Genomic DNA, 18514 nt, shown 5'->3' with positions numbered 1-18514 from the left:
CTATCGAACCCACTCCTGTATAATCATTCCCTTTCTCAAAAACGCGGAAAAAGATATTCGAGAATTTCGTTGTTTACCCGGAAAGTTATTAGGGATACTTGCAGATACTATTTTAGAGTTATGAGTCAGATAACCGTAAACGCTTATGAGCAGCGAGTGCTGCATCTACTCGAATTGATTGATGCACGGCGCGCTATTTTGAAGCGACATCGAGAAGCCATTGAGCCAAGTCAGCTAATGATCGATGAATACACCCATCTGCTCAGACGGCATGTGAGCGAACTAAACAGCCTTATGGAGGAGCATGGTTTATCGGTGCAACTGGTTCAGGATGCAGCAGCTTGATGAACGACAATCTCACTCCTGTTTATCTGAAAGTGCCTGAAGGCTATGTTGGTTTTGTGGAAGAACTACCCGGTGCCAATACGCAGGGAAAACGCTGGAAGAAGTTCAAACCAACCTACACGAAGCGGTCAGGCTCGTATTGGAAGCCAATCGGATCTTAGCCTTAGAAACACCTTAATTCGGCTTCAGGTGCTGGCTGGCAAACTCGATAAACTGATCCAGCGAGGCCGGGTTGCGTAGGGTATCCCGACTGGTAGCCAGCGATACATCGACGCCCGATAATATCTTTTTCACCGGCGTCTCCAGCTTCTTACCGCTAATGGTATAAGGCACTTCCGGTATAGCATAGACAGCGTCGGGAACGTGCCGGGGGCTCAATTGAGTCCGCAGGGTTTGCTTGATCCGGGAAATTAATTCCTCCGTTAGTGAAGCGCCGTTCTGCAAGACAACGAATAACGGCATAAAATACTGACCACCGGGGCGTTCGAGCCCCACGATCAGGCTGTCTGCAATATCGGGCAAGCTTTCTACCGCGCTGTAAATCTCGCTCGTACCGATCCGAACGCCATCCCGGTTGAGCGTAGCGTCGGAGCGACCGTAGATAATGACTCCGTTTCGTTCGGTGATGCGGATGTAATCGCCATGCCGCCAAACGCCTGGGTAATCAGCAAAATAGCTTTTTCGATAGCGCTCATTATCGCGGTCGTTCCAGAAATAAAGGGGCATGGACGGCATCGGTTCCAGGATCACCATTTCGCCCGTTTCGCCCCGAATGGGTCTGGCATTGGCATCGAACGCTTCGACCGAACTACCCAGCAGCCGACACTGAATCTCCCCTTCGTAAACGGGCAATAATGGATTACCGCCCACGAAGCCGCTGCAGATGTCCGTTCCTCCGCTGAACGAAATGAGCCAGACGTTCGCTTTGACGCACTCGTATATCCAGCGGAATCCTTCGGGGGGCAGGGGTGATCCTGTCGAACCAATGGTGCGCAAATTCGAGAGCCTAAACGTGTCCATTGGCTTCAGGCCAGCCCGCAGACAAGCCAGGTAATAAGCTGCTCCACCGCCAAAGTGCGTAATTCGGGCTTCTTCGGCCAGCTTCCAGAGGGCATTCAGATCAGGATAGCCCGCCGAACCATCGTACAGTACCAGGGTAGCCCCAACCAGCATCGACCCTACCGCAAAATTCCACATCATCCAGCCGGTCGTAGAATACCAGAAAAACCGTTCGCCCACGCGCACATCCTGATGCAGGGCCAGCACCTTCAGGTGTTCGAGCAGACAACCGCCTACGCTATGGGTAATGGCTTTAGGTTTGCCCGTCGTGCCCGACGAATACAAAACCCAGATCGGATGATTGAAAGGAACCGGTTCAAAGGTCAAGCCCTCAGGGGCCGGGGTGGTCAGAACGGCCGGCCACCGAAATCCCTTCGTCCCGACGGTTTCGATGGGATTACTGTCCTGGTGTAAATTAGGCACCCAGATCACTTGTTTAAGAGTCGGCAACTGGGCGCACAGGTCACGTATGCTTTCGGATTTATCGACCGGTTTTCCATTATACGTATAGCCGTCGGCCGCAATCAGAACTTTGGGTTCAATTTGCTGGAAGCGATCGACGATACTGGCCGTACCGAAATCGGGTGAGCAACTTGACCAGACGGCCCCAATGGCATTGGTAGCCAGAAAAGCCACAACCGCTTCGGGAATGTTCGGCAGGACGGCCACGACCCGATCGCCCAACCCGACACCCTGTTGCCGGAGGTGGGCCGCCACGGCCGCTACCTGTTGTTCCAGCGTACCCCAGGAAAGCACGGTCAGTCCCTGCCGCTCCGACGCAAACAGAATCGCCGGACTCGTGCGGGACTGCGTTGCCTTATGCCGGAAAATATGTTCGGCATAATTGACGGTTGCGCCGATAAACCACTCGGTACCAACCATGTCTGCGTCGCTGGGACGATAAATAATTTGTTGGTAGGGTGAATGAGATTGAACCTCGAAAAACTGCCAGATGCTTTCCCAGAAGTCTTCCAGATCCGTTACCGACCAATCCCATAAGTCATTGTAATCCCGGAAATACAGCCCTTTTTTTACGAATAACCAGTTGATATACTGTTTCATCAGCGACTGCTCGGCCAAACGGCGATCAGGCGTATAAAGAGGGGTAAGGGTCGGACGCGTCATAGAGATAAATCGATAGTGAACGGTCGATAGTGGTAAGTTGTGTCAGTCGGAAACGTTTAGAAAGGCCGTTGGCCGAATGACTGTCAACTATCGACTAACGACTTTACCCGTCTTCGGATTGTTTTTTTAAGAAAAAGCGTTTGGTTAAAACAGATATGGCAAGGTTCGCTTAAAAAAAGTCTACCTTTGTACCCATTTTCTAATAATTAAAAGAAGTGCGCTGATAATCAGCATCGTTTTATTTTATAAAAGTACGATTTACTGTATTTTTCCATGAATCAGGATTCAGATAAGAACGAGCCCCGCCGTGATGGTGAGCCGCTTCGGCGGCCGGGCCGTTCGTTCGACCGTCGGGATGACGGCCGGAATGCAGACACTCCGCGGTTTAACCGCAGCCGAAATGATGAATCGGCCGGACCGCGAGCTCATAAAGTGGATAGACCATCCCGTAACGATGGTGATTTCCGGCGCACAGACCGGAATACAGAAACTCCCCGTTTTAGCCGGGGCGGTGGAAACCGGACGGACGACCGCCCTAACGAAGAGCGTCGGCCGCGATTTGATCGCGACGACCGACCTGATTTCAAACGTGATAACCGCTCCCGCGACGATAAACCGGCTCGCTTCGATAACGACCGGCGCGACTCCCGTACCAACGATTCGCGTCCCCGCTTCGACCGGAATGATCGCTCCGATAACGCAGATTCTCGCCGGCCTTTTTCCGACCGCCGGGAAGACCGCTCTGGACGTCGGGATGAATCGCCCCGCGTTGACCGAACGAATGACCGTACTGTAAACCGCTTCGGCAACGAGGCCCCGCAACGGGCTGAGCGTTTTCCGGATCGTAATGACCGGGAGCGTCCCCGATTCGATCGGGACCGGGCCGAGCCCCGTAACGACCGCGATGAGCGGCCTCGTTTCAACGAAGATCGTCCGAGAAATAATGACCGGTTTACAGGGGGGCAGAATCGGTTTGGCTCGACGCGTCCGGATCGGAATAGCCGTGACGACCGCTTCTCCGATACGAATGCCCGCCGTAATCAGGACGACCGAAACGAACGACCGGCGCGCTTTTCGGGTGACCGATCCGATAAGCCTGCTTTCAAGCGAGTTGGTGGCTTCAATCGGGAGGCCGACGAACGGAATAAAAACCGGTCCGCTACCGACGATGAGCGCAGTGGCGGCCGTCGGGAGTTTCGCAAAAAAGAGTCTGGCGACAACACCTGGACGGGAGAACCGCGGTTTTCCGGCCAGCAGCGGAAAGACTCGGGCGACCGTCGTACGGGAAAATACCAGAAAGCGCCGAATTATAATCTGGAGCAGCCCCGCAGCTTCGATTCGTTTAGAAAAGGTCCTGCCAGACCAAAGCGTACTGAACGCTCAGGCGATGCAGAAAAGCCAAAGCGGGCACCCGCCAACGACGGCCTGACCCGCCTGAATCGCTATATTGCTAACTCCGGCGTTTGCTCCCGTCGGGAAGCCGATGAACTGATTGCCCGGGGGGATATCTGGGTAAACGGCAAGGTCGTTACTGAGATGGGTTATAAAGTAAAAGAAGGCGACACGGTAAAATATGGCACGAAAGTGCTGGACCCAGAACGGTTCGTTTATGTGTTGCTGAACAAGCCCAAAGATTATATCACGACGACCGACGATCCGGAAGAACGGAAGACCGTTATGGAACTCGTTGCCGATGCCGGCAATTTCCGCATGTACCCGGTTGGCCGCCTGGATCGCAACACAACGGGTTTGTTGTTGTTGACCAACGATGGCGAACTGGCTGACAAACTAACGCATCCGTCGAATAATATCCGCAAAATTTATCAGGCCGAGCTGGACAAGCCAATCACGGACGAGCATTTCGAGGCCCTCAAAAAAGGCATCGAACTCGAAGATGGTCCCATCAAACCGGATGCGCTGAGTATCATTACCCCCGATGCGCAGGTTATCGGAATTGAGATTCATTCGGGTCGAAACCGCATCGTACGCCGTATTTTCGAGCATTTTGGCTACGAAGTGACCAAACTTGACCGCACGACGTACGCGGGTTTGACCAAGAAAGAGCTGCCGCGTGGTAAATGGCGCTTTCTCGATCCCAAAGAAGTTGTGAAGCTAAAGTATTTTAATTAGTGAAAAGACCTGGATGAACCGAGCGATTGGCTGTATTTGCCGATCGCTCGGTTTTGTTTTATCGCTTGCTGACGAATCGGTTACCGCTGATGTAGTACCGGTAGGGTAGGTCAGCCCCGTGCGTGAGGCCGATCCGGGTGGTTGTTACCATGTCGAAATCGTGCAGAACCGGTCCGCGGATGTAAATCTCTCCCGTTGTCAGCGACGAGGCATTGTGTTTCTGACGGCTGATACCCATGGCAATCGTCAGCTTTCCGGGACCGTTGGCCAGGTTACGCTGCCCATCCGCCGTTCCGGCGTCGATGGTGTTGTTTCGATAACGGGCAAATCCGGTTTTGAACGCTTCGTTGCGCCGAATTTCCATCAGATCAAGTCCTTCCGTTGGTTCTAAAGCGCGAATCAGGATGGCCTCACCTATGCCCTGTGGCCCGGTTACAACATTGATGCAGTTGTAGTGATTGTAAATCTGATAGACATACAATGTGCCGGCCGGACCGAACATAGCTGCATTGCGGGGCGTCTGACGCCGGTAGGCATGGCAGGCCGGATCGTCGGTCAAATACCCTTCCGTCTCGACGATGATACCGGCTGTGGTCCCCTCCTCCGATTCATGAACCAGTTCGCAGCCCAGCAGCAACTGAGCCAGCGTCAGCGTGTCGTGCTGTTCATAAAAACTAAGCGGGAGTTTCGGCATAATTCCCTAAATCACGTTCATGGTCTGCTCCTTAATTTTCTCCAGCTCATCTTTCATTTGCACCACAAATCGCTGAATGACAGCATCATTCGCTTTCGAGCCGATGGTGTTGATTTCGCGGCCGATCTCCTGCGAGATGAAATTTAACTTCTTGCCATTGGCTTCTTCGGTTGCCAGCACTTCGAGAAAATACTTAAGGTGGTTTTTGAGCCGGACTTTCTCTTCAGAAATGTCGAATTTCTCTACGTAATAGACCAGCTCCTGTTCGAATCGGTTCTGATCGAAGGTTTCGCTGTCGAGCAGTTCTTTTACCGAATTACGCATGCGTTCGCGGACGGCCGGCATCCGACGGACATCCTGCGCTTCGATATCGGCCAGCCGGTCGCTGATGATCTGAATGTACTGCTGAAATTTGCTTTCCAGCACAGCACCATCCTGTTTGCGAAAGGTGTCGCATCGCTGAATGGCTTCCCTGACAGCCGCCTGTACCGTCTCCCAGTCCGTTACATCAGCCGTGTGGTCGGTCGATTCGGCCAGATAAGCATTGGGTTGCTGAAGCGCCAACTGAAGAATGTCGCTGTCGGGAATGCTCATCAGCATGGTGTTGGCCGTTTCTTTTAAATCGGAGACGTAGGCCAGTACCAATGGGCGGTTGATGGTAACGCCCGGACGAACCGCGCTGGTCCGGGTTAGGTTCAGCGACAGTTCGACTTTACCACGTTCTAACTGATGGGTCAGCAGGGCGCGCAGTTCGATTTCCTTATCCGAAAACTGCCGGGGCATCCGGCAGTAAATGTCCAGAAACTTAGAATTAAGGGTTTTTACTTCCGCCGTAACGGATAAACCTCCGGCTTCTACCGTTGCGTTGCCGAAGCCAGTCATTGATTTGAGCATTCGTTTGTAGTTTGTGGTTTATAGTTGTGGCTATGGAACAACCGGTGGGCCACAAGCTACAGACTATTAACCTGTTATTTTTCCGCGGGCTGTTTCTTTAACGCTCCGGCTTCCAGTTCCCTGAATTCTTTTCGGTTTCGGGCTACGTCGATAGCTGTATAGATGGCCTGCAACATAGAGGTTTCGTCGGCCAGATCTTTCCCGGCAATGTCGTAGGCCGTACCATGATCGGGCGACGTCCGGACGGCAGGCATGCCGGCCGTAAAGTTTACGCCTTCCTCAAACGCAATCGATTTGAAGGGAATCAAGCCCTGGTCGTGGTACATCGCCAGCACCGCGTCGAACTTTCGGTAGGCGCGGGTGCCGAAGAAGCCATCGGCCGGATACGGCCCAAACACCAGTTGTCCTTTGTTGACCAGATCGGCCAGCAGCGGCTTGATGATATCCTGCTCTTCATTACCCAGCAGGCCTTCCTCGCCAGCGTGAGGGTTCAGCCCGAGTACTGCAATTTTCGGTTTTTCGATCCCGAAATCCTGCTTCAGCGACTGCATCATCAGGTTTATTTTCTGCAGAATACGCTCCCGGGTTACGTTCTGCCGAACACGCCCCAGCGGAATATGACCCGTAACGACCCCCACTCGCAGGGTTTCGCTGACCATGAACATCAGGTTGTCGGCCACGCCAAATTCCTGCGCCAGGTACTCGGTATGCCCCGGAAATTTAAATTCTTCCGACTGAATATTGTACTTGTTAATCGGTGCCGTAACGAGCGCGTCCAGTTTTCCGTCTTTCAGATCATCGACGGCCCGCTGCAGGCACGCAAACGCAGCCTGCCCGGCTTCGGGCGTTACCCGGCCCGGTTGAATATCCTGGTTTTGGTCGGGCCAGCAGGTGATGACATTGGTCAGTTTATGACTGATCTGGCCGATCGTCTGCGCCCCGTTCAGGTTCCAGTCCTTCATATTGAGCAGGTTGCGATAGCGGTTTAGAATTCGCATCGACCCGTAAATGACCGGCGTACATAGTTTTTGCAACCGGTTGTACTGCAACGCTTTCAGAATGACCTCGGGACCAATGCCATTGTAATCACCCAGCGAAATGCCGATCACTAAGCGATCGTCACTGCGGCCGGAAGGTTCGGCTACCAGACCCGACTGCTGTCCTGAATCACGCTGACTCACCTCGACGACTGCCGGATCGCGGGGTTGGGGCCGATTGCCTGGCTGGTTTCGGTCGGGACGGGTGCTTTCCCGCTGGCGCGCTTCGTTCGGACGCTGCCCATTGGTTTGAGAGCGGTTCTCCCGTTGTCCGTTCGGCCGTTGCCCATTGTTCCGGTCTGCCGGCTGACGGGGTTCCTGTGGGTCAGTTTCCGGGTGGTCTGTCTGTTCTGCCGGGGCTGGATTCGCTTCACCGCCCTGCTGGTTACCCCCGTTGCGGTTGGGCCGCTGGGGTGTTTCCTGCCGGTTAGTAAGGGGTTGGTTGCCGAATGGTTGTTGCTCCGAAGGTTGTGGTTCGGGGTCTATTGTATGATCAGGTCGAGTATCAGCCGCAGGAGCCGTCAGCGGAGCGTTCGCTGGCTGGTTCGGTTCATCGGGTTGGCGTTGTTCCATGCACTTTTCGTAGTTTCGCCAAATAATTAAATAGTGAAGAATGTAGAGTGAAAAGTGAAGAGCAGGCAATGAGTTCGTTGGATCTATCGACTTACTCTTCACTTTTCACTCTACATTCTTCACTAACATAGCTGCAAGTTACAAAAACCTACGGATGTCCCAGAATCAGCCCGCTATTCTCATTGCCGATGAGATGCACCCATCCCTCTTTGCCATGCTCGACGAGGCTGGATTTACATACAGTTACCAGCCCAAAATCACGCGATCTGAGCTGATAGAGCAGTTTGCTCCGTTCGAGGGCCTTATCATTCGGAGTAAAACAACCGTCGACGAAGAAATGTTGAGTCATGCCCCCAGGCTGCGGTTTATTGCCCGGGCGGGAGCCGGATTGGACTTGATCGACCTCGAAGCTGTCGAACGGCGGCAGATTCGGGTGTTCCATGCGGGCGCGGGCAATCGCGACGCGGTGGCTGAACACACCGTCGGGATGTTGCTCGCCTTGTTGACGAATATTCTGAAAGCTGACCGGGAAGTGCGCCAGGGTATCTGGGACCGGGAAGGAAACCGGGGATACGAACTCGGTAGCCTGACCGTCGGGATCGTCGGTTACGGAAACAACGGGCAGGCAACGGCCCGACGGCTCAGCGGCTTCGGTTGCCGGGTATTGACTTACGACAAATTTCGGACAAACTACGGCGATGCGTTCGCTGAAGAGGCCTCTCCCGAACGAATTATCGCCGAAGCAGACGTGCTGAGCCTGCACATTCCGCTGACCGACGAAACCCGGCTGATGATCGACGATGCCTTTATCCATCGGTTTGCCAGACCTTTTTACCTGATCAATATTGCCCGCGGTGAAATTGTGTCGCTGGCGGCTCTGGTTCGTGGGTTGGAAAGTGGTAAAGTGCGCGGGGCCTGTCTGGATGTGCTGGAAAACGAAAAACTAGCGAAACTTACCCCAGACCAGCAGACGGCTTTCGATTACCTGCGGCAGTCGAACCGGGTTGTTCTGACGCCCCACGTGGCCGGCTGGACCCACGAAAGCTACGTTCGCATCAACGAAGTGCTGGTGCGGCAACTGACCGAAGTTAAGGCAGCACAGTAAACGTGGCTGTTTCGGTCGCGTCATTGGTTTCGTTGATGACGCGAATGGGTCCCGTTTTGGCATCTTTCGGCACAATCACAAAGCGCTGGGTGTCAGTAGCTTTTCCGTTATCGACGGCGGGCTGGAGCGTACCAGCAAAGAAAATCTGCGCGTTTAGCAGAAAATCACCCTTGATACTAACGATGGTGCTGACCTGCGCTTTGGCTGGCAGTACGTCTGTAACGATGGCTTTCTGAATGACCACCAACGGAGCTGCGGCTGTTCCTGCCCGGCTAATCACCGTGACGGGTCCACTGACGCCGTTATCCGGGACGCTGGCTACCAGGCTGGTGCCTTCTACGCGGCTGATGATGGGCGACGAAATTCCGTTGAACTGCACGTCCGTTACCCGGTAGAAATTCTTACCCGAAACGGTAACGAACCGCCCACGCTGTTGCCGGTCGGGGTTGAGTGTGACGGCCGATGGGGGTAAATACACAAACAGCGATTCGACTCCACTCCCGGTTCCGCCGAGGCTGCTCGCCGATACGATTACCGGGGCCGATACCGTTACGGTGGGCACGACGGCTTCCAGCTGCGTATCGCTGATGACGCGGAAAGAAGTAGCTGCGGTACCGCCAAACAATACGCTGGTTACGGCGGCTAAATTTCGGCCTTCGATCAGGATTTTGTCGCCGATGACCGCATCCTGGGCCGATAAACGCGCAACGACGGGCAACTGAAAAATCTGAAGCGAATCGTTGCTGGTAGCCACCAGCTTTTCGAACACCGTGACCGTTACCAGCCCCGAGGTGGCTTCGGTTGGTATTACGGTGCGAATTTCGGTATCCGTTACGGTTGTTTTGGCTTTGTCGGTGGGTTTACCGTTCACCCGCACATCCCCGTTCAGCAGATTTGTTCCTTTGATGACCAATTCGGCACCGGGCTTTGTTTTCAGCGGAGCCAGACTCGTAATCTGCGGAACACCGGCCACGATAAAGTTACTGGTCGACAGCCCCCCTTTCGTTTCGATAGATAGAAAGATAGGGCCCCGGGGTACATTGGGTGGGACAACGACCGTCAGTTTTTGGGCCGTGCTGTCTTTGATGGTGGCATCGATATCGGCAAACCGGATTAGTTTGAGCTGATTGAGAAAATCGCCGGTGATAGTGACGGTGGTACCCGGCAGACCATTGGTCGGGCTTACGGTTGTTACGATCGGACCGGGCTGGAGAGCGATAAACGGCAGAGGGTCGGTCGTACCCTGATCGTTCTGAACACGGATCTGGGTAATGCCCGGCGCTATATACGGAACTTTGCTTTTTATGCTGTTGTCGTCGCTGCTGCTAACGGGTGCAGTTAGAGTGGCCGTACCCGAACCGAAGATAACGACTGGTGCGGAGCCAAACTGGTTACCGCTCAGAACGATCTCGTTGCCCACGGCCGCTTTATTTGGGGATACGCTGATCAGTTCCGGAGGGCTTTTCTGAAGGCGACACCCTGACAGGTTTATGACGAAAACGACAAAAAAGAAAAGCGTTATTCTTGATTTCATAGCGTGCAAAAGCAGCCTGTTGCTGGTGCGTAATCAGTAAAATTAGGCAATTTCAGCGTCCAAAAACCATTTCTTTCGAATGCCTGTTAGAAGTAATGTAGAATGAAGAATGTATAATGCAGCGCAGATGCTGTGATGATAGCCTGGATTATCGATTAAGTACTAGTTGCTCTATCATTATTTATCTGTTTCTGGACGTTATCTTCATTATACATTGATCATTACTCACTTAGATACGGATGAACTACCGCAGCCTGAAAGCATCAAAATTATTATCTATCACCACGCTGGGCGAACTGAAAGCCGCCGGGTACGAAACCCGCTCGATAAAGCAGGAACTACGGGATAACCTGATCGAGCGAATTAAAGAGAAAGAAGTTGTTTTTCCGGGAATCTGGGGCTACGAAGAGACGGTCATTCCCGATGTAGAACGGGCTATCCTGTCGATGCACCACATCAACCTGCTGGGCTTGCGCGGCCAGGCGAAAACCCGCATTGCCCGGTTGATGGTCAACCTGCTGGATGAGTATATTCCAGTCGTAGCGGGCTCCGAACTGAACGACGATCCGATGCAGCCACTCTCGCGGTTTGCTCTCGACCTGATCGCTGAAAAAGGCGATCAGACGCCTGTCTCGTGGCTGCACCGCAACGATCGATATACCGAAAAACTGGCCACGCCCGATGTGTCGGTAGCCGATCTGATCGGCGATGTAGACCCGATCAAAGCGGCTACGCTCAAATTACCGTATTCCGACGAACGAACGATTCACTTCGGCCTGATTCCCCGCTCGCACCGCTGTATTTTTGTCATCAACGAATTACCAGATTTGCAGGCCCGCATTCAGGTGTCGCTGTTCAACATCCTGCAGGAAGGTGACATCCAGATCCGGGGTTTCAAACTACGGTTGCCACTCGATATCCAGTTCGTCTTTACGGCCAATCCGGAAGATTATACCAACCGGGGCAGTATTGTAACCCCCCTGAAAGACCGGATCGATTCGCAGATCGTCACTCACTACCCGAAGTCGATTGAGATCGGGAAGAAGATCACCATGCAGGAAGCTATTGTCAAGACCGAGCAGAAAGGTATGGTGAAAACCAATGACCTGGTCGGTGATCTGATCGAGCAGATTGCGATGGAAGCCCGCGAAAGTGAATACGTCGACTCGAAGAGTGGCGTGTCGGCCCGGATGACTATTTCGGCTTACGAAAATCTGCTGTCGTCGGCCGAACGGCGGGCGTTGCTCAACGGTGAAAAAGAAACCTACGTGCGCATCGCCGACCTGTACGGCGTTGTGCCGGCCATTTGCGGCAAGGTCGAGCTGGTCTACGAAGGCGAGGTAGAAGGACCGGTCATCGTGGCACAAAACCTGATCGGGAAAGCCATTCGCAACCAGTTTCTTCAGTATTTTCCCAATCCGGAAAAAGCCAAGAAAGACAAGCGTGGTAACCCATACCGGAAAATTACAGACTGGTTTGGCGACGGCAACACCATGGATATCCTGAACGATCTGACCAATCGGGATTACGAAGCCCGCTTGCGGACGATCGACGGACTCGACGATCTGGTCGATCAGTATCACCCACGGCTCAGCAAGTCCGAAAAATTATTCATGATGGAGTTTGCGCTGCACGGGTTGGCCGAACACTCGCTGGTGGGTAAAAAAGCGATGGACACCGGACTGTCGTTTAAAGATTTGCTCGGGTCGATGTTCAATCCGGGTACTAACTTTGGCGAAGAAGAGGAAGACGACGATGACGACCGGTTCTAACTTATAGGTATCGCGGTTTAGTCCGCTTTAGTAACAAAGCGGACTAAACCGCGATACATGGAAAAAGCGACGGGATGACCCGTCGCTTTTTGTATTTCAAGTTTTTCGATCAGGAAAATCGGGAATCTACCGAACCGCCGATAATTGAGTCTTTTCTTCGGTAGGTAGTGGCAATTCGCTCAGAAACAGCGCCACAACCATATGCCCCAGACTGTTGAGGTGAACGCCATCGGCCAGAAAATACGGTTGTTGGCACGGAACGGCTTCGAACGTATCGGCCACCCGTAGCCCTTGCCTGATGGCGGCTTCGATCAGGAACGGATGACTGGCTCGGCGTAACCATTGATCGAGTCGGTTCAGGGTCGGAAAAGGCGTTAGGACAACGATTTTATCCTGATAAGCAGCTAGCTGTGCAAATGCTTTGGTTAACTTGTCTCTGAACTGACGCAGAAAAGGAAGCTCACCCCATGTTGCCTGATGCAGGCCCAGTAAAGCAGTCTTGAGTCGGTTTTTCACCTGATACCGTTCGGGCTTGTGGGGCGACTTATGCAGGAAAGTCGAATACGCTGATGGTTTAAAAGATATTCGTTGATAAGTGGGTTCGGACCTGCCCGCTTCAACGGTAGGCTGGAAAAGATCCTGGAAACGCTTCCGCCAGGATAGTTCATAGTGGCCCAATTGTAGAACAATCAGGTCGGCTTCCGTCAGCTCATCCTGATACTGGCTTAGCAGGCTGGGAAGGTGCTCAAGCTTGACCATACTCAGGCAAGTAAGGTGTACCGGTTCGTGGGTACTTACTTTCAGATGCGTTGCCCACTGCTGAACAAAACCCAGGTGCTGCTGAACACCATAATTACCCACATGGCAGCCACCGATTACCAACACGTTCATAGAGGAAAAGAGACTGATACTGTTCAGGAATACGTCTGGTCTTTCCTCACTGTTGCAGCCATGACTTTAAAGTCGGATTAATTCTTCGGTCGTTCTGTACAATCATGCATGCGTAGCCACAAAAAAAGGGCTGCAAAGCCCTTCTGAAGTTTAATTTTCCTATACAACTGATGCTTATGCGACGATCACCGCCGTACCGTTCGCACTGACCATGAGCATCGATCCATTTCCACCGATGGTCTGGTAGTCCAGATCGACGCCGATCACAGCATTGGCTCCCAGCCGGGTTGCCTGGTCGATCATTTCCTTGAGCGCAATGCTCTTGGCTTCGCGCAGGGCCTGTACGTACGCACCCGAGTGGCCTCCGACTACATCGCGGATCGAGGTAAAGAAATCTTTGACAAGATTAGCCCCAATAATGGCCTCCCCATTGACCAGACCTACATATTTGGTGATTTGCTTGCCTTCAATGTTAGAAGTAGTGGTGACGAGCATGAACGAGCGGTAAGTGGTTAGACAAGATTGGCGTTTAACCGGTAAAGTTAGGTAGTTAGTAGTTTATATGAACACCATTTATCAGGCTTCTAGCCCTTATAACCGGAAAAGACCAGCCTGACCGATATATCGGGGCAAATCAAACAGAGGCTGCGAAAAAAAATAAACTGCCGCATCGCATAGAGAGTCGGCTTTTTCGAAAACCAAATATACACCTGATTCTGGTGTTGGCTAAGCAGTACAGACAGGAATATATTCAGTTCAACCAATGAAATCTACTGCCCAGACATTGCTCGCTTAACACGGGCGGTAAGCGCTTCTATTTTTGCCCAAAATCAAAAATCAGTCAATCAATAAGTACTATGAAAATAGCGAAAGTAGGTCGGTTAATGGGTTGGGCGCTGGTAGTCGCCATGCCGCTGTGGTTCGGTAGTTGTAAGAAAGAAAATGGTGGCGGGGGCGATCCGGTAACCCCAAATTCCATTGTTGGCAGCTGGAAGGTTTCGGCTATGACCCTTAAGGATGATAAAAATTCCGTCGATTACCTGGCTCTGCTCAAGACGTATATCGGCGAAGATGGGGTTGCCTGCCTGACCGACACCAAAGGGACGTTTAATAGCGACGGAAGCATTACAGGAACCCCTTCACCGTCTTGTAAATCAACCGGTTCGGATGAATACAATCCGGTTCAGGACAAATCAACCTGGAAAGTGGCCGACAATAAACTGACCATTACAGACAGTGATGGAGCGGAAACGTACGACCTGAAAGTGAGCGGAAATACGATGACCTGGAGTACACAGGAGCAGGAGGATACGGATGGCGACGGGAAGCCGGAAACGTATACAACCACCATTGAATTCAAACGCGTTTAGCAGCACATCCTGGTTGGCAGCGTCGTGTCAGGAGTTGAACTTCTGACACGACGCTGTTCTATAGCAGACAGTCGCCGAGCGTCTGAATGTATTGTTCGAGATAGGTATTCACGTCGCGGCTGCGGTACTGGAGAATATAGCGCGGATGATCGAGGGAAACGATTCGGTCGAAAAAGCCCTGCTGGTCGTTGAGCCGGCGCAGGTACGTTTCGTTTTTCCGGCCCAGACACACGCCCACCCGGCGGTCGTAGCCGAAATGGGTCTGCGTCCGAACAGTTTCCGTAATGGCAGGCCAGAGCGCTTCTGTGGTGGTTCGGTCGTCGTAGAAATTATAATTTTTCCCGTCTTTGGTCAGCGCCAGCGGGAACAGCGACGTCAGGAAAAACTGCCCGTAGAAAGTCTCCGCTCCACCCAGCGCATCGACAACCTGATAAATAAACCGACTCGATAGCTCCGGGGTGTCGCGCAGGGAATTGTCGATACCACAATAGCGACGCAGGTTCTGGGGGGTAGTAAACGAAATACCCGTAACCCCGGCTCCAAATCGCCCTGGGTTGATACCCAGCACGAATACCCGCGGGCGATTGTCGTTATAAAACTTGGTGTAGAATTCTTCGACTATTTGCCGCACCTCCGGCTGATGATACGGGTTCATGACGCCGACACCCGGTGGCAGTGCTGGCGGAGCCGACAGGGTGTGGTAATACGAAATAGCTTTGTCTGCGAAGGTCATTTTTTACCGGCAAAAACAAAGTCGGGATGGTTGGGCCCGACTTTGAAAAATAGCATCGATTACAAACCGCTTATTTGATATTTTTCCGCCGGTTTCGCTGAAAGTCTTCGAACATCATGTTGCCCAAACCCTGCAGACCACTGTAATAAGCCCGCCCGTTGTTGACTTTGGTAAACTCCTGCACAAACTGCTTCAGGTACGGATCGGACGCAATCATAAACGTCGTGATCGGAATTTCCAGTCGGCGGCACTGCGCGGCCAGCGTCAGGGTTTTACTCACCACTTTCCGATCCAGCCCGAATGAGTTTTTATAGTATTTAATCCCTTCTTTCAGGCAGGTCGGTTTTCCGTCGGTAATCATGAAAATCTGCTTGTTCTTATTCTTCCGACGGCGCAGCAAATCCATCGCCAGCTCAAGCCCGGCCACGGTGTTGGTATGGTACGGCCCAACTTCGAGATAAGGGAGATCTTTGGCCTGAATCTGCCAGGCATCGTTGCCGAACACCACAATGTCGAGCGTGTCTTTCGGGTATTTGAGCTTCACTAGTTCTACCAGCGCGAGCGCTACTTTTTTAGCAGGCGTAATGCGGTCTTCGCCATACAGAATCATCGAGTGGCTGATGTCGATCATCAACACGGTCGAAGTCTGGGTTTTTTGCTCTTTTTCCGTTACCTCCAGATCGCGTTCCATTAGGTGAAACTCTTCGACACCGCTGTTGATCTGGGCGTTTCGGATCGACTCCGTCATGGAAATCTGCTCCAGGGTATCGCCAAACTGATAGGACCGCAGGTCGCTGCTCAGCTCATCGCCCGTGCCGGTATAGGGCGTGTTGTGGTTCCCTCCCGACTTCGAGCGCTTCAGCTTGCCGAAAATTTCTTCCAGCGCACTCCGGCGGATCGTCTGCTCGCTCTTGGCTGTCATCACGATCTTGCCTTCTTCGTTTTCTTCGGTCAGGTAGCCCTTTTCCTTCAGATCATCGAAGAAATTGCCGATGCCATATTTGTCGTCGGTGAGGCCGTACTGCCGATCGAGCTGGCTCATCCACGACATAGCCTGTTCCACATCGCCGGAAGTGAGCAGCAACAGTTGCTGAAAAATATTGAGCAGTTTGTCGAAGTTGCTGCCTTCTTTTTGCTCGGGAGGGATATAATCAGAAAATTGAAAGCCTTTCATCAGTAAAGTCGTTTTTTCGGTACGAACGCAGCGCGTTGTTTGCAGAAAATGGAGCGTACCTGGAGAACAGCACGTTTTACGGATTTGTTCGCTAGGCCCTCTGCTCTACGAATTTCGTCAATTTATGGATCAAATGCTAGACTTCCGAAAACCAACCAGCCAACGCTTGCCAGCCAATCTATTTTTTCACAATAGGCAACCGAACCTGCGACGGATACTGGGCTGAGTGGAAAACCTGATTGTGCGCGACCACGCCTTTCGTTTCGCTGTAATTATCACCTCCCGTATTCATGTTCCGGTCGAAGCGGGGAAAATTACTGCTCGACACTTCAATCCGAATACGATGACCCGGCGCAAAATAATTGCTGGTCGACATGGGGGTTAGCGTAAGTTTATACACGTTTCCGTTCGTCAGCCATACCTCTTTATCAAAACCCTCCCGATAGCGAGCGCGGAGAATCGTCTCGTCCAGATTATACGCTTTCCCATCCGGATAAACGTCGATCAGTTTAACCGTAAAGTCGGTGTCTTTGGCATCCGACGAAACGTAAAGCGTTGGTTCGATCGAGCCGGTCAGTTCGACGCCATCCGCGAAGGGTTCGGTGGTATAGACCAGAATATCCTGCCGGGTTTCCATCTGGTGCTGATCATACGATCCGCCCTGTATCGCGTTGCCTGTGCAGCATACATTGCCGCCGTAAGAGGGTACCGGATACGCCGGATCATAGGCAAATGCATCGGGTTTCTGGTCTTTTCCCAACGACTTGGTCATCAATTTCCCGTCGCCGTATAAACTGTTGGCGTGACCACTGCTGGAAAGATAGTAGGTCGTCATTTCGGTGCTGGCGGGTGGCCAGGTATCGGCGCTCTGCCACTTGTTCGACCCCATTGTGTAATACGTCACGTGGGGCGTGTTTTTCAGGATGTTGTTGGCTTCACCTTTCAGCCAGTAATCGAACCAGCCGTACATGAGGGCGTCATAGTCGAGTCGGGCATCGCCTACGCTTCGTTCACCGACAACGGTGTTCTCCGTCGCGCGTTTGTAGGCGCAGTGCAGCGTTGGGGCTATAACCAGAAACTGGTTGTCACGCACCTGCGGGTCGGTCGCGTTCTTACGGACATGGTTGAACAGCGCCAGATTCGGACTGATCGAAACGTCGTACCAGGAGGCAAACCAGAAGCTGGGCACCCCGAAAGGCATGTTGTCGTGGTAAAGACCGCCTTTGTACCAGTCGGGATCGTTGGGTTTACGAACGATCATTTTCTCGTAAATTCCTTTCTGGCCGTTGGCATTTTTGATGATGTCCTTCACGGGCAGGTATTTCAGTCCCTGTGCCCAATCGACTTTGGGCATTTCGGGGGCCAGATCGTAAAAGCGGGATACGCGCGTCAGGTCGTCGCTGGTAGCTGTTTTGGGAAACAGCGGTCGGGCCAGCGCATCCGTTTGAGTGCCGTAGAGCCAGGTCGTAAACAGCATTTGCTGCGCTCCGCCCCGATACCAGTTGCCCTGTTCCATAAAGGGTCCCACGCGACCGACGCCAGCCCCAAACCCCATCGGAACCATGGCCGCGTGCGATGGGTGGTCCAGAGCCGCTACCGCCATCTGCCATTCGGCCGTAGATGAACAGCCGTAGGTGCCGATTTTTCCGTTGCACCAGGGCTGTTTGGCCATCCACGAAAAAGCGTCGTACCCATCGGTAGTGGGAGGTCCGAGAATATCCCAGTCACCTTCCGAGAAAAACTTACCCCGTTCGTTCTGGACAACGTATGCATAACCGTGTTTTACCGCGTCCAGGGCCGCCTGGTAGGAGTTCTGACGAAGTTCACCGTCGCCCCAACCGTTGAAATTATAGGGGGTTTTCGAGAAAATGATCGGAACGGGCTTGTCGGTTTTCGGCCGATAGATGTCGGTTGCCAGCCGAACCCCGTCGCGCATGGGCATCATGATTTTTTGCTCGATGATGGCAATTTCCTGAAGCTTTTTGAGGATATCGTCCTGAGCATGGGCATACCGGACGCAGCACAAGACCATCGCGAACGCCAGTCTTGTGAAAGAGGAGCGGTTTTTCATTCCTGGT

16 protein-coding genes are annotated in these 18514 nt (G+C 52.8%); 6 read left to right on the top strand and 10 right to left on the bottom strand.

All coding sequences use genetic code 11. The features are described 5' to 3' along the window. Positions 1-120: 120 nt before the first annotated feature. Together ACYVC2_RS01090 and ACYVC2_RS01085 are read left to right on the top strand one after the other, a co-directional pair. Positions 121-345 carry a hypothetical protein gene (locus tag ACYVC2_RS01090; protein WP_461100420.1) on the top strand — a complete coding sequence of 75 codons (225 nt, stop codon included), beginning with the start codon at positions 121-123 and terminating at the stop codon, positions 343-345. Then, positions 345-506 carry a hypothetical protein gene (locus tag ACYVC2_RS01085; protein ID WP_461100419.1) on the top strand — a complete coding sequence of 54 codons (162 nt, stop codon included), beginning with the start codon at positions 345-347 and terminating at the stop codon, positions 504-506. Before ACYVC2_RS01090 ends, ACYVC2_RS01085 begins: the two co-directional genes overlap by 1 nt. A gap of 13 nt (positions 507-519) precedes the next feature. Here ACYVC2_RS01085 and ACYVC2_RS01080 read toward each other — a convergent pair whose 3' ends face one another. After that, positions 520-2529 carry an acetoacetate--CoA ligase gene (locus ACYVC2_RS01080; RefSeq protein ID WP_461100418.1) on the bottom strand — a complete coding sequence of 670 codons (2010 nt, stop codon included), beginning with the start codon at positions 2527-2529 and terminating at the stop codon, positions 520-522. A gap of 273 nt (positions 2530-2802) precedes the next feature. On the opposite strand from ACYVC2_RS01080, the gene ACYVC2_RS01075 reads away from it, so the two are divergent. Next, positions 2803-4659: a pseudouridine synthase gene (locus ACYVC2_RS01075; protein ID WP_461100417.1), complete on the top strand. Its 1857-nt coding sequence runs from the start codon at positions 2803-2805 to the stop codon at positions 4657-4659. A 58-nt stretch (positions 4660-4717) separates the two neighbouring features. Here ACYVC2_RS01075 and ACYVC2_RS01070 read toward each other — a convergent pair whose 3' ends face one another. From ACYVC2_RS01070 to pdxA, 3 genes are all read right to left on the bottom strand, one after another. Beyond that, entirely contained in the window at positions 4718-5353 is a 636-nt protein-coding gene (locus tag ACYVC2_RS01070; RefSeq protein WP_461100416.1) for a DNA-3-methyladenine glycosylase, read from the bottom strand. 6 nt (positions 5354-5359) lie between these two features. Next, the gene (locus ACYVC2_RS01065) at positions 5360-6247 is read right to left on the bottom strand and encodes a YicC/YloC family endoribonuclease (RefSeq protein ID WP_461100415.1); all 888 of its coding nucleotides are present in this window, start codon (positions 6245-6247) and stop codon (positions 5360-5362) included. 74 nt (positions 6248-6321) lie between these two features. Continuing rightward, the gene (gene pdxA, locus ACYVC2_RS01060; protein WP_461100414.1) at positions 6322-7857 is read right to left on the bottom strand and encodes a 4-hydroxythreonine-4-phosphate dehydrogenase PdxA; all 1536 of its coding nucleotides are present in this window, start codon (positions 7855-7857) and stop codon (positions 6322-6324) included. A 154-nt stretch (positions 7858-8011) separates the two neighbouring features. Between pdxA and ACYVC2_RS01055 the strand changes: the two genes are divergently transcribed. After that, the gene (locus ACYVC2_RS01055; RefSeq protein ID WP_461100413.1) at positions 8012-8962 is read left to right on the top strand and encodes a 2-hydroxyacid dehydrogenase; all 951 of its coding nucleotides are present in this window, start codon (positions 8012-8014) and stop codon (positions 8960-8962) included. Here the strand turns inward: ACYVC2_RS01055 and ACYVC2_RS01050 are convergent. Continuing rightward, a complete protein-coding gene (locus ACYVC2_RS01050) occupies positions 8946-10496 on the bottom strand; it encodes an IPT/TIG domain-containing protein (protein ID WP_461100412.1) in 1551 nt (516 codons plus the stop codon). The genes ACYVC2_RS01055 and ACYVC2_RS01050 overlap by 17 nt on opposite strands. Before the next feature lie 239 nt (positions 10497-10735). On the opposite strand from ACYVC2_RS01050, the gene ACYVC2_RS01045 reads away from it, so the two are divergent. Further along, positions 10736-12268 carry a P-loop NTPase family protein gene (locus tag ACYVC2_RS01045; RefSeq protein ID WP_461100411.1) on the top strand — a complete coding sequence of 511 codons (1533 nt, stop codon included), beginning with the start codon at positions 10736-10738 and terminating at the stop codon, positions 12266-12268. A gap of 126 nt (positions 12269-12394) precedes the next feature. Here the strand turns inward: ACYVC2_RS01045 and ACYVC2_RS01040 are convergent, their stop codons facing one another. After that, positions 12395-13159: an SGNH/GDSL hydrolase family protein gene (locus tag ACYVC2_RS01040; protein ID WP_461100410.1), complete on the bottom strand. Its 765-nt coding sequence runs from the start codon at positions 13157-13159 to the stop codon at positions 12395-12397. Between the two features lie 174 nt (positions 13160-13333). Next, a complete protein-coding gene (locus ACYVC2_RS01035; RefSeq protein ID WP_461100409.1) occupies positions 13334-13654 on the bottom strand; it encodes a heavy metal-binding domain-containing protein in 321 nt (106 codons plus the stop codon). Positions 13655-14016: 362 nt separating this feature from the next. Here ACYVC2_RS01035 and ACYVC2_RS01030 point away from each other — a divergent pair, with 362 nt between their 5' ends. Beyond that, positions 14017-14529, top strand: coding sequence for a lipocalin-like domain-containing protein (locus ACYVC2_RS01030; protein WP_461100408.1), 513 nt, complete (start codon positions 14017-14019; stop codon positions 14527-14529). 58 nt (positions 14530-14587) lie between these two features. Here ACYVC2_RS01030 and ACYVC2_RS01025 read toward each other — a convergent pair whose 3' ends face one another. From ACYVC2_RS01025 to ACYVC2_RS01015, 3 genes are all read right to left on the bottom strand, one after another. Then, complete coding sequence (locus ACYVC2_RS01025) at positions 14588-15262, bottom strand: uracil-DNA glycosylase family protein (RefSeq protein ID WP_461100406.1); 675 nt, start codon at positions 15260-15262, stop codon at positions 14588-14590. Between the two features lie 70 nt (positions 15263-15332). After that, complete coding sequence (locus ACYVC2_RS01020) at positions 15333-16436, bottom strand: vWA domain-containing protein (protein WP_461100405.1); 1104 nt, start codon at positions 16434-16436, stop codon at positions 15333-15335. Positions 16437-16614: 178 nt separating this feature from the next. Beyond that, complete coding sequence (locus ACYVC2_RS01015; RefSeq protein ID WP_461100404.1) at positions 16615-18507, bottom strand: CocE/NonD family hydrolase; 1893 nt, start codon at positions 18505-18507, stop codon at positions 16615-16617. Between the last annotated feature and the right edge of the window lie 7 nt (positions 18508-18514).

This window comes from Spirosoma koreense (assembly GCF_054777875.1).
Note: the sequence above shows the minus strand (reverse complement) of the source record. Positions and strands in the feature narration are given on the sequence as shown.